Annotated in this window: 9 protein-coding genes; 7 read left to right on the top strand and 2 right to left on the bottom strand. The window is 69.8% G+C overall.

The window, feature by feature from the left end:
* Window positions 1-247: 247 nt before the first annotated feature.
* The 5 genes from TsocGM_RS11295 to TsocGM_RS11275 all read left to right on the top strand — a co-directional run bounded on the left by TsocGM_RS11295 (window position 248) and on the right by TsocGM_RS11275 (window position 6,633).
* The gene (locus TsocGM_RS11295; RefSeq protein ID WP_158633498.1) at window positions 248-1,111 is read left to right on the top strand and encodes a carbon-nitrogen hydrolase family protein; all 864 of its coding nucleotides are present in this window, start codon (window positions 248-250) and stop codon (window positions 1,109-1,111) included.
* A 204-nt stretch (window positions 1,112-1,315) separates the two neighbouring features.
* Window positions 1,316-3,331 carry an asparagine synthase (glutamine-hydrolyzing) gene (gene asnB, locus TsocGM_RS11290; protein ID WP_126725474.1) on the top strand — a complete coding sequence of 672 codons (2,016 nt, stop codon included), beginning with the start codon at window positions 1,316-1,318 and terminating at the stop codon, window positions 3,329-3,331.
* Window positions 3,332-3,527: 196 nt separating this feature from the next.
* Window positions 3,528-3,977: a D-aminoacyl-tRNA deacylase gene (gene dtd, locus TsocGM_RS11285; RefSeq protein ID WP_126725473.1), complete on the top strand. Its 450-nt coding sequence runs from the start codon at window positions 3,528-3,530 to the stop codon at window positions 3,975-3,977.
* A 223-nt stretch (window positions 3,978-4,200) separates the two neighbouring features.
* Window positions 4,201-5,415, top strand: a complete 1,215-nt coding sequence (locus TsocGM_RS11280; RefSeq protein ID WP_126725472.1) for a serine/threonine-protein kinase — start codon at window positions 4,201-4,203, stop codon at window positions 5,413-5,415.
* 120 nt (window positions 5,416-5,535) lie between these two features.
* On the top strand, window positions 5,536-6,633 hold the full coding sequence (locus TsocGM_RS11275; RefSeq protein WP_126725471.1) for a PDC sensor domain-containing protein: 1,098 nt from the start codon (window positions 5,536-5,538) through the stop codon (window positions 6,631-6,633).
* 130 nt (window positions 6,634-6,763) lie between these two features.
* Here TsocGM_RS11275 and TsocGM_RS11270 read toward each other — a convergent pair whose 3' ends face one another.
* The gene (locus TsocGM_RS11270; RefSeq protein WP_126725470.1) at window positions 6,764-8,026 is read right to left on the bottom strand and encodes an argininosuccinate synthase; all 1,263 of its coding nucleotides are present in this window, start codon (window positions 8,024-8,026) and stop codon (window positions 6,764-6,766) included.
* Window positions 8,027-8,440: 414 nt separating this feature from the next.
* Here TsocGM_RS11270 and TsocGM_RS11265 point away from each other — a divergent pair, with 414 nt between their 5' ends.
* Both TsocGM_RS11265 and TsocGM_RS11260 read left to right on the top strand, forming a co-directional pair.
* Window positions 8,441-8,644, top strand: a complete 204-nt coding sequence (locus TsocGM_RS11265; protein WP_126725469.1) for a hypothetical protein — start codon at window positions 8,441-8,443, stop codon at window positions 8,642-8,644.
* A gap of 183 nt (window positions 8,645-8,827) precedes the next feature.
* A complete protein-coding gene (locus TsocGM_RS11260; protein WP_126725468.1) occupies window positions 8,828-9,877 on the top strand; it encodes a DUF1559 family PulG-like putative transporter in 1,050 nt (349 codons plus the stop codon).
* Between the two features lie 73 nt (window positions 9,878-9,950).
* Here the strand turns inward: TsocGM_RS11260 and TsocGM_RS11255 are convergent, their stop codons facing one another.
* A complete protein-coding gene (locus TsocGM_RS11255) occupies window positions 9,951-11,783 on the bottom strand; it encodes an aspartate kinase (RefSeq protein ID WP_126725467.1) in 1,833 nt (610 codons plus the stop codon).
* Window positions 11,784-11,791: the final 8 nt, after the last annotated feature.

Genomic DNA, 11,791 nt, shown 5'->3' with positions numbered 1-11,791 from the left:
GGTGGCGGACTTGACCTGTTCAACCCGAAGGGGAATGGCTAAAGTCCGGGCGACCGGCCGACCGAAGGGACACCGGGACCTTCCGGTCGCGCCGATCGCCCGGGTCGGATCGGGGTGCGCTCGCTCCCGGGACGAATCCGGCTGGAGTTCGGTCACGGATCGACCGATTGAACCGAGGGTGGCTTCCTCTGGGCCCGTCGAGTCCCGGGAGGGGGCCGCCCCGGTCCTGGCCTCGGAGGGCCGACTCGTGCAAGTGCGTGCCGCGGCGATCCAGATGCGCAGCGAGCCGGGCGACGTCTCCGGCAACCTCGATCGCGCCCTGTCGCACCTCTCGCGGTGCCGGGACGACGGTGTCGAACTCGCCGTGCTCCCCGAGATGTTCAACACGGGGTACTGTGCCCGGGGGCGGTACGGCCCGCTGGCCGAGGACGGGTCGGGTCCCACGATCCGAGCCCTCCGCCACTTCAGCCGACGCTGGGGGATGGCGGTCGCCGCCGGCTTCGTCGAGCATCACGCCGGGCATCTGTACGACTCGCTCGCCGTCCTCCTGCCCGACGGCCGGCTCGACGTCTATCGCAAACGCCACCTCGTCTTCTGGGAGTGCACCCGGTTCCGCCGGGGCCGAGACCCGCTCGTCGTGTCGACCCCCTGGGGGCGAATCGGTCTGGCGATCTGCGCCGACATGATCTATCGGCGGGTCTGGCGCGATTATCGGGGGCGCATCGACCTGGCGATCGTCTCGGCCGCCTGGCCCGACTTCGCCGACCGCCGCTCCGGCCGGCCGCACTGGTTGTTCGGGAACCTTGGCCCGCTCTCCGGGGAGATCCCCAGGCTCGTGTCCCGGGACCTGGGCATCCCGGTCGTCTTCGCCAACATGTGCGGCGAGACCGAGACGACGATCCCCATGATGCCCCGGATTGTCGACCGCTTCGCCGGCCGCAGCTCGCTCTGCGACGGGGCCCGCGGCCTGCCCGTCCGAGCCGGCTCGGAAGAAGCGGTGGTCATCGCCTCGCTCTCCGTCCCGTCGTCGTCCCCCGATCGAGGAGCCTCGCCGTGCCGTTCTACGTCCCTCTCGGAGCCCGCGGGCTGGTCCTCCACGTCGGCGGCCTGATCACCCGAGGCTTCGGCGCGTTGGTATACTGGTTGGGGGCCCGCCGTCGGCCAAAGCCGACGCTGGTTCCGCTGGTGATTCCTCGCGATTCGTGACGGGCGAGCCTGCTCCCCCTTCGTCCCGACCGACCCGCCAGGCCCCTCCGGACTGGACCGGACTCGACCCCTCGGACCTGACACCCCTCGGACGGGAGGACCCCCACTCATGTGCGGAATCGCCGGCGCGCTGGACCTGCGCGGCCATCGCTCCTTTCCCGAGGCCCGGCTCCGGGCGATGACCGACGCAATCGCCCACCGCGGGCCGGACGACGAGCACGTTCACCTCGAGCCCGGCGTCGCCCTCGGCGCCCGTCGGCTGGCGATCGTGGACCTCTCCGGCGGCCGCCAGCCTCTCTGCAACGAGGACGGCACCGTCTGGGTCGCCTTCAACGGGGAGCTGTTCGAGTACCCCGAACTCTACCGAGAGATCCTCGACCGCGGCCACCGCCCCGCCACTCGATGCGACACCGAGCTGTGGGTCCATCTCTACGAGGACCTCGGCGATCGCATGTTCGAGAAGGCTCGGGGCCAGTTCGCCGTCTCGCTGTGGGACCGCAAGACCCGCACCCTGATCCTTGGCCGAGACCGCGCCGGCATCGCCCCGCTCTACTACGCGGAGCGCGACGGTTGGCTGCTCTGGGGATCGGAGGTCAAGGCCCTGCTCCGCTCCGGCTTGGTCGAGGCCCGGCCCGACCCGAAGGGCGTCGACCACCTGTTCGCCTTCTTCTCGGCCGGCACCACCCGCACGTTCTTCGAGGGGGTCAAGTCGATCCCCCCCGGCCATTACCTCCTCGTCCGAGACGGCCGGGTCGAACTGAAGAAATACTGGGACCTTGATTTCCCCGATGCTGGCGACGAGGTTCGGCTCGACGACCCGACCCCGCTGGTCGACGAGCTGGAGGCCCTGATGCGGCAGTCCGTGGAGCGTCGCCTCCGGGGCGATGTGCCGGTGGTCAGCTACATCAGCGGCGGGCTCGATTCGACCGTGGTGCTCGGCCTCAGCTCCCGACACCGGGGCCAGGCGGTGCCGTCGTTCACCATCGGCCTCGATCGCGCCGGGCCGGACGAACGGCCGCAATCGGCCGAGGCGGCCGCGGCGCTCGGCTCGCCGCTGACGACGGTGACGATGGACCGCGCCCGGATCGCCGAGGCGTACCCCGAGCTGGTCGTCGCGGCCGAGGGGCCGGTCTTCGACACCTCCTGCGCCTGCCTGATGCGGCTGGCCGCCGCCGTTCACGGCGAGGGCTACAAGGTCGTGCTCACCGGAGAGGGGGCCGACGAGGCCTTCGCCGGCTACGCCTGGTTCAAGTTCCAGCAGATGCGGGATCGCTCCTTCCGCCGCTTCGGCCGAGCCCCCATGACCCTCGGCCGCGAGCTGATGTTCCGCGTCCTCGGCGGCCGGGACGCCCGCCGCCCCGCCGCCGTCGAGGCGATGCAGGGCACCCGCCCTATCCAGCAGGACATGTTCGAGGCCATCTCCCAGGCCTCCACCCTCGTCTTCTCTCGGGACATGCGGGACCGCCTCGGCGACCACCACCCGTTCGACGACCTGGATCTGACCAATCCGAACATGAAGCGCTGGGCCCCTCTGAACCAGTCGCTCTACGTCGGCTACAAGGTCATGCTCGCCGGCCTGCTGATGATCCCCAAGGGGGACCGGATCGCGATGCACTCCTCCGTCGAGGCGCGCTACCCGTTCCTCGATGATGATGTGATCGCCTTCGCCTCGAAGATCGCCCCCGAGTACAAGCTCCGGGGCAAGACCGAGAAGTGGATCCTCCGCAAGGTTGCCGAGCGGACGCTCCCCGCCCGCATTGCCAACCGTCCGAAGACGATGTTCCGCGCCTCGTTCGCCCCCACCTTCCTCGGGCCGCACCGCCCCGGCTGGGTCGACCAGCTCCTCAGCCCCGATTCCCTCCGCGCCAGCGGCTACTTCGACCCCGAAGCCGTCTCCCGAGAGCGTTCCTTGCAGGTTCGCCTGCCCCGGATCACCCCCCGGCGGCTGATCATGCAGATCGGCCTGACCTCCGTCGTCGCCACGCAGCTCTGGCACCACCTGTACTGCGGCGGCGGGCTCTGCGACCTGCCGACCTGGGATGCCGCCGCCTTCGCCGGGAACCGCACGCCGGGGCGCTACAAGGTCCGGTCGGCATCGGACGCCGCGCTGCCGATCGCGGGCTGATCCCGATTCAAGGGCTCGCACCCGGCCCGAGGCTTCCCCGATGGACCTCGGCCGGGATCGATCGCCTCGCCCTGTCGCCGGTCGGGGGCGCCCGCCTCCCGGATCGGCCGGGGGCGAGGCGACCTGACGCCCGATTCCTCCCGATCGCCTTCGTCGGGCCCGCTCTCCAACCCCTCAGCGAGTCGGAGCGACCAGCATGCGAGCCGTCCTCCAGCGTGTCTCCCGGGCCTCGGTCGAGGTCGACGGCCAGACCGTCGGTCGGATTGATCGCGGCTGGCTCGTCCTGCTCGGCGTGGCGAAGGGGGACGCCGAGGCGGACGCCGACTGGCTGGCCAAGAAGGTCGCCGGCCTTCGCGCCTTCGAGGATGAGGCCGGGAAAATGAACCTTGCCGTCGGCGAGGTCGGCGGCGGTGTGCTCGTCGTCAGCCAGTTCACCTTGCTCGGCGACTGCCGCAAGGGCCGCCGCCCCGGCTTCGACGCCGCCGCCGACCCCGCCGAGGCCGAACGCCTGTACGGCGACTTCTGCCGTCGCCTCGCGTCCCTCGGTCTTCCAACGGCCTCGGGCGTCTTCCGAGCCACGATGCAGGTGGAACTGGTCAATGACGGCCCCGTCACGCTCCTGCTCGACAGCCGCAAGGCGTTCTGATCGCGTCGGCTTCGGATGGTGAATCTCGACGACACGATCGATGCGGAGCCGCATCGGCCAGGTGTTCAGCCCCCCTCCTCCCGGTTTTTCTCCCGTTGACCGTCGCAAAGTCGGGTCGAGGGTGCTTTCATGGGAGGGCGGATCCGGGGAAGTCGGCCATTGAGTGGCGAGTCGACCGGGCCGCCGTCCGGCCGGGAGCCGGGGGAGACAGGAACTCGTCCTGATGCTCGCGCCCCAGTCCGACGCCAACGTCCTGTACGGCCTGATGGCCCTGCAGCTCGGGATGATCTCGCAGGGTGACCTCGCCGGGGCGCTGGCGGAATGGGCATCGACCCGGGCCCGGGGCCTCGACGCGATCCTCCTGGAGCGGGGCCTGATCCCCCCCCAGACTCACGCCCTGCTCGAGCCCCTGGTGCTCGGCCGGGCCTCCTCCGGGGTCGAGGCCTTCGCCGGCTCCGAGGCGGAGCCGCCCGGCAACGGTCGGTGGCGGACGATGGCCGTCGAGACGATCGGGGGGACGGAGCCGGTCTTCGGCCCGCTGCCGACGGCGTCCCATCCTTTGTCCCGGGGCGGGCACCTCAGTGGCCGCGGCCGGTTCCGCATCCTGAGACCCCATAACGAAGGGGGCCTGGGGATCATCTCAGTCGCCCGGGACGAGGAGCTGGGGCGTCAGGTCGCGCTGAAGGAGATCAAGCTCCGGTACGCCGACGACCCCCACAGCCGGGCCCGGTTTCTGCTCGAGGCCGAGATCACCGGCAAGCTCGAGCACCCGGGGATCGTCCCGATCTACGGCATGGGCACCTCCAGCGACGGCCTGCCGTACTACGCCATGCGCCTCATCCGAGGCGACACCCTGGCCGAGGCGATCGACCGCCTGCACAAGGGGGGCAAATCCGGGTTCGACCCGGTTCGCCGCTCCTTCTCCAGCCGGCAACTGCTCGAACGCTTCCTCGTCGCCTGCGACACGATCGAATACGCCCACAGCCGGGGGGTGATCCATCGCGACATCAAGCCCGACAACATCATGCTCGGTCCCTACGGCGAGACCCTCGTCGTCGACTGGGGCCTGGCCCGCCCCCTGGGCGAGCCGCTCAGCGCCTCGGGAGCCAGTGGCGAGGCACCCGTCAAGACCGACGAGTTGCACCTGCCCGAGGAGGTCGAGGGCGCGCCGACCGGCACGCCGCGCTACATGAGCCCCGAGCAGGTCCGGGGCGAGCTCGACCGCTTCGGTGCCCCGACCGACGTCTACGGCCTCGGCGCCACCCTCTACCACCTGATCACCGGCGAGGCCCCGCTGCGCGGCGTGCACGGCACGGAGGTCTTCCGTCGTGTCGACCAGGGGAAGATCCCTCCCCCTCGGGCGGTCAACCGCCGCGTTCCCCGGGCGCTGGAGGCGATCTGCCGCAAGGCGATGGCCGCCCGCCCCGAGGACCGCTAGCCCTCCGCCCGGGCCCTGGCCGACGACCTCCGCCGCTGGCTGGCCGACGAGCCCGTCTCGGCCTGGCGGGAGTCTCCCCTGGCCCGGCTCGGGCGCTGGGGGCGCCGCAACCGCTCGGGGGTGCTGGCCGGCTTCGTGGCCCTGTCGGTCGTCGCGCTCGTCTCGATGGGCGCCGCCGCCTTCTCCCAGCTCGCCGCCCGGAGCGAGCAACTGGCCACCGAACAGGCCCGGATCGCCTTCGCCGAGGCCGATCGGCTCCGGAGGCTCGAGGCCGAGGCCCGAGCGCGGGCCGAGGCGTCGCACGCCCGGGTCGTCCGGGGAGCGGCGAGTTTCGCTGCCGAGACGATCGCGAGAGAGGTCTCGGCCATCGGCCGCGTCCTCCAGGCCGAGGCCGCCTCCCCCCTCGCCTCCGAGACGCTCGCCGCCGCGGTCGCCTCCCCCGACGATCCCCGGGCACGCAAGGCCTTGCAGGACTGGCTCGAGTCCGTCTCCCGGCTCCACGAGGCGACGGTCATCTCGTCCAACTGGTTCGTCACCGGACCGGACGGCACCCAGCTCGCCCGCGCCCCATTCGGGGGCTCCGTCGGCCAGAACTTCGCCTATCGTGACTACTTCCACGGCCTTGGCCGCGACCTCGACCCCGCCGAGGCTGCTCGCCTGGAGCAAGAGGGCCGTCTCGAGATGGTCCGAGGGCTCCACCAGACGCTCGTCTACCGGAGCGTCGCCACCGGCAACCCAATGACCACCTTCTCGATCCCGATCAGCGACCCGACCGATCCGGACGGCTCCGCTCTGGGGGTGCTCGGGCTCTCCGTCGAGATTGGCGACTTCGACGTGCTCCGCACGGGGGCCGACTCCGACCTCGTCGCCATGCTCGTCGATACCCGAGTCGACGCCACCGGCACCGCCGGCCTGATCCTCCAGCATCCGGCTCTCTCGGCCCTGGGCCCCGATCCCCTCCGACGCTATCTCTCCCCCGAACTCGTCTCCCGACTGGTGCGGCTTCGCTCGGAGGTCATGTTGCCTCTTCCCGGCAGAGACGGCCAGAACCCCGGCCTGGCCATCGACCCCAACTTCGCCGACCCCTTCGTCGGCCCCCCCGACGGACTCGGACTGGCGGCCTTCCACCCCGTCATCGCCCGGGGCCCCGACGGCCTCCGAGACACCGGCTGGGTCGTCATTGTCCAGGGGCGCCGGCTCCGTCCTGCGGAGGAGTAACCGGGGGGAGGAGGGGAGAAGACGGAGGCCAGAAGACCGGAGACGGGGTCGGGAGGGCCGATCGCCGCCGGCCGCTCCCGATCCGACTCCTGCCGGCTCGCCTCTTCCTCCGGCGATCGGGCCGCCGCCCTCAGGCCCCCGGCTCCCTGGGCGGGATGATGCTCGGCAGCTCCATCCGACGGCCGCCGCCGGGCCCCTTGAGCATCTGGTGCTGGGCCTGCGTCTTCTGGCCGAGGCCGTGGATCGTGATGAACCCGAGGGCCGCCGAGGCGTCGTACTGGTCCCCCTCCTCGTAGGTCGCCAGCTCGTGCCGATACAGGCTGTGCTCGCTCTTGCGGCCGACGATCGCCGTCGAGCCCTTGAACAGCTTGATCCGGGCCACCCCCGAGACGTACTGCTGGTTCGAGGCGACGAACGCCATCAGGTCCTGGTGCAGCGCGCTAAACCAGAGGCCGTTGTAGATCAGGTCGGCATACGTCTGGCTGACCTGCGTCTTGAACCGGAGGGCTTCCTTGGAGAGGGTCAGGAACTCGATCTCCCGGTGCGCCTCGTGCAACACCAGGGCCGCCGGCGCCTCGTAGATCTCCCGGGACTTGATCCCCACCAGCCGATTCTCGATATGGTCGATCCGCCCCACACCATGCCGGCCGGCGATCGCGTTGAGCTTCTCGATCAGCGGCACGCCGTCGGTCTCGACGCCGTTCAGCGCAACCGGCCGGCCCTGCTCGAAGGTGATCTCCACCAACTCGGGCTCGTCCGGGGCCGCCTTGGGATCGACGGTCCACTGGAACGTCTCCGGAGGCGGCTCGACCCAGGGATCCTCGAGGATGCCGGCCTCGATGGAACGGCCCCAGAGGTTCTGGTCGGTGCTGAAGATCTTCTCCTTGGTCGCCTCGACCTCGATCCCGTGCTCGGCGGCGAACTTCAGCTCCTCGGTCCGCGTCCACTTCCACTCTCGGACCGGGGCGATGATCTTCAGGTCCGGCGCCAGGGTCTGGAACGTCACGTCGAAGCGGACCTGATCGTTCCCCTTGCCCGTGCAGCCGTGGGCGACGGCCACCGCGCCGTGGTCCCGAGCGACCTGGATCATCCGCTGGGCGATCAAAGGCCGGCCCAGCGCCGTCGCCAGCGGGTACTTGCCTTCATACAGCGCCCCCGCCATCAGCGAGGGGAAGGCGAAGTAATCGACGAACAGGTTGCGCACGTCCTCGGCGATCGCCTCGACCGCCCCGGTCCGCAGCGCCTTCTCCCGAATCGCCGCGATGTCCTGCCCCTGGCCCAGGTCGCACGTGTAGGCGATCACGTCGAGACCGTAGGTCTCGTTGATCCACTTGACGGCCACCGACGTGTCGAGTCCACCGCTGTATGCCAGCACCACCTTGTCGCGTGCCACGAGCGTCGCCTCGTCCTTTCGTCTCGTCCGGCATCTCCCGTCGTCGCGGTCCCGTCCCGGAACACCCGGCGGGCCGCTCGTCCGGTCAACTGTGACCGATGGACACCCCCCGCGCCAAGCGGTCGGACGGCCGGGCCGCCAATCCCCCCCGGGAGGAGCGCCCCCTCCGATCCGATCCCGCGGAGGACCGGACATTATCCTGAATCAAGGAATTGATCCCGGATTGGCAGTTGAGCTTGATTTCCGGTGTTGACGCTTGCGTGAGGATGTCTGAAGGGATAGAGTGTGAAAAAGAAGTATTCAACACCCCTGCGGGACTGACGCCAGTTTTTCCCCGCCGACGCATCCTGGGCGTCCTCCTCCTCTCCTTCCCGCAGTCCCGACGATCTTTCATCATCCGCCGGAGGATTCCAGATGACCCGACGATCCTCGGGGAGCGTCCTGGCCCCGCTATTGATCGCCCTGGCCGGTACCGGTTGTGGTGGTGGCGGTGGTGGCGAGGTGCCGGCCTACGAGATCCATGACGCCAGTCAGTTCTCCCAGGACGACCTGAATGCACCCCTGAGCGCCGAGGCCCGGGCCAAAGGGGCCCAGGTCCCGCCTCCTCCCACACGCTGAACCGGGGTGCTCCCCGGGCGTGATGGCCTCCCCCATTCTCATTCCCCCCGGCCGATTGCCCAATCGGGGGCCGTCGGCCGGATCATCATCCACGCTCCCTGTTCGTCCTTCACCCGTTTTGAGCGTGGTCCGGGCCCCTCGGTGATCCCGAGGCCCGATCTGGCCTCCTGTGGAGACTTCCCGATGCGACGAACCTCATCCCGAGGCTTCACTCTAATCGAATTGCTGGTCGTCATCGCCATCATCGGCGTGTTGATCGCCCTGCTGCTGCCTGCCGTCCAGTCGGCCCGCGAGGCCGCCCGGCGCTCGCAGTGCACCAACAACCTCAAGCAGATGGGTCTGGCCTCGCTGAACTACGAGAGCACCTACGGGTGCCTCCCTCCGGCGATGCTGGTCCCCTCCCCGGTCGACAACTGGGGGTGGTCCCCCAGCGGCCTGCTCAGCCTGCTGCCGTTCCTGGAGCAGGGGCAGATGTGGGCGGCCTACAACGTCGGCGCCGTGCAGCCCAATAGCCAGGGCAACACGCTGTTTAACATGAACACCACCCTGTTCAACACCCAGGTCGCCACGTTGCTCTGCCCCTCCGACGGGCCCATGCGGCAGGTGACCCTGAGCAACTACGTCGGCAACTACGGCGGCCCCTTCTGCATGGGTGGCTACACCGGAACCTACATCCCGACGAAAGACTGGAACTGGGGGACCGGCTACATGAGCGGTACCCTGAAGCTTTCCAACGTCAAGGACGGCACCAGCAACACCGCCCTTTGGAGCGAGGTCCTCAGCGGCCACACCAGTCCCACCACCGTGCGCGCGGGCGACTCCAACCCGGAGAACTGGAAGCGCGTCCACTTCGAAACCGGTCTCGGCAACACCCAGAGCGGCCCGGACGCGGCCATGGCCATCGTCAATGCCTGCAAGAGCCTCGATCCCACCAAGACCGGGGTCGCCGGGGCCCGAGGCGACTGGTTCCAGGCCTATCCTTACTACGTCAACTACGGCGTTTACAACCATACCGCCTCCCCGAACACCCGAGCGTGCTCCAACGCCCCCTGGAATACCTGGGGACAGGATGTCTACGGAACCGCCCCGCCAACGAGCGGCCACCCCGGCGGCGTGAACGTCTGCCTGACCGACGGCTCGGTCCGATTCGTCAAGGACACCGTCAACCTTCAGGCTTGGTGGGCGATCGGCACCCGGGCCGGCGGCGAGGTCGTCAGCTCCGACCAGTACTGATCCGGGCTGATCAATCGCGAAGATCGCCCCGTCGCGGCCCGTTCGAGGGCCGCGGCGGGGCGGGTTCGTTCGTTCATTCCGCCCGGGAACCTGACCCGCTCGCCGCGAGCCTCGTCGGCAGGTCGAAGGCCCGGCCGAGGGCGGCGAGCCCCGCCTTGCCCGGCCCGAGGTCGGTCAGCACGTTGACCCGCACCTCGCTCGTGTTGATCAACGCGATGTTGATTCCCGCCTCGGCCAGCGCCCCGAACATCCGGGTCGCCACTCCGGTGTGGGTTCGCATGCCGATGCCGACGACCGAGAGCTTGGCCATGTTCGGCTCGACCAGCACGTGCCCCGGGTCGTCCACGGCGGCCGAGGCCGCCTCGGCCGCCCGGAGGGCGTCGGCTCTCGGCACGGTGATCGACAATCGGGTATCCCCCGAGGCGCTGCGGACATTCTGGACGATCATGTCCACGTTCACCCCGGCCTGGGCGATCGCCCGGAACACCTTGCCGGCATAGCCGGGGCGGTCGGGGACGTTCAGCAGCGTGACTCTCGCCTGTTCCTCGTCCAGTTCCACCCCAGAGACGACCAGATCCTCCATCCCTCCCAGCCCGTTGGCCAGCGGCGGCGCGTCCGGCCCGGCCAGGGGGCTCCGCTCGGCGGGGGGACGCCGATGCGGGGCGAAGTCTCGGCGATCGTCCAGGCGGGGACGTTCCAGCTCGAACGCCTGGTGGACGCAGCGCAGGGCGTCGGCCCCCGAGGCGCGGTCGACGAGCACGCTGATCTTGATCTCGCTCGTCGTGATCATCTGGATGTTCACGCCGGCCGCGCCCAGCGCCTCGAACATCGCCTGGGCCACGCCGGTATGGACCCGCATCCCCAGGCCGACGACCGAGACTTTCGCCACGCTGGCGTCGTGCGTCACCCCCTCGGCGCCGATCTCCCGGGCCGCGTGCTCGGCCACGATCAGCGTTTCGGCCAGGTCCCCGCCGGCCACGGTGAAGCTCACCTCGGTGCGGCCGTGAGTGGCGACGTTCTGCACGATCATGTCGACGACGATATTCGCCTCGCCGATCCTCCGGAACAGCGCGTGTACCACTCCCGGGCGATCCGGCACGCCGAGCACCGTCACCCTCGCCTCGTCCTTGGCCAGGGCCGCTCCGGTGACGCTGGCGCCGAGGACCCGGGCGTCCTCTTCGGCCACGATCCAGGTCCCCGTCGCGTCGGCGAAGGAGCTGCGGACGTGGATCGGCACGCCGAACTTCTTGGCGAATTCGATCGACCGCGAGTGCATCACGCCGGCCCCCAGGCTGGCCAGCTCGAGCATCTCGTCGTAGCTGATCCGGTCGATCTTCCTCGCCTCGGCCACGACCCTCGGGTCGGTCGTGTAGACGCCGTCCACGTCGGTGTAGATCTCGCAGGCGTCCGCCCCGAGCACCGCCGCCAGGGCGACCGCCGTCGTGTCGGACCCTCCCCGGCCGAGCGTGGTGATGTTGTAGTGCTCGTCCACCCCCTGGAAACCGGCGACGATGACGATCTGACCGTCGTCCAGCGCCTGCTGGATCCGCTCGGTCGAGATGTTCCGGATCCGAGCCTTGGTGTGGAAGCTGTCCGTGACGATGCCGATCTGGGCCCCGGTGAAGCTGATCGCCGGCACGCCGAGCGCCTGGATCGCCATCGCCATCAGCGCGACGCTCACCTGTTCCCCCGTGGCCAGGAGCATGTCCATCTCCCTCGCCGGGGGCCGCTCGGTGATCTCCTTGGCCAGCCCGATCAGCTCATCGGTCGTGTGCCCCCGGGCCGAGACGACCACGATCACTTGCTTCCCCTCGCGATGCGCCCGGATCGCCTTCCGGGCCGCGGCGAGGATCTTATCAGCGTCGGCGACGCTCGTACCGCCGAACTTCTGGACCACGAGGGGCAACGGAGGGG

The sequence above is a fragment of the Tautonia sociabilis genome (genome assembly GCF_003977685.1).
GTDB classification, from domain to species: Bacteria; Planctomycetota; Planctomycetia; order Isosphaerales; family Isosphaeraceae; genus Tautonia; species Tautonia sociabilis.
Note: the sequence above shows the minus strand (reverse complement) of the source record. Positions and strands in the feature narration are given on the sequence as shown.

Excerpts from the sequence above, each read along its gene's own strand:
- asnB (WP_126725474.1), top strand. The coding sequence starts at position 1,316 with ATGTGCGGAATCGCCGGCGCGCTGGACCTGCGCGGCCATCGCTCCTTT.
- TsocGM_RS11265 (WP_126725469.1), top strand. The coding sequence starts at position 8,441 with ATGACCCGACGATCCTCGGGGAGCGTCCTGGCCCCGCTATTGATCGCC.
- TsocGM_RS11260 (WP_126725468.1), top strand. The coding sequence starts at position 8,828 with ATGCGACGAACCTCATCCCGAGGCTTCACTCTAATCGAATTGCTGGTC.
- dtd (WP_126725473.1), top strand. The coding sequence starts at position 3,528 with ATGCGAGCCGTCCTCCAGCGTGTCTCCCGGGCCTCGGTCGAGGTCGAC.
- TsocGM_RS11280 (WP_126725472.1), top strand. The coding sequence starts at position 4,201 with ATGCTCGCGCCCCAGTCCGACGCCAACGTCCTGTACGGCCTGATGGCC.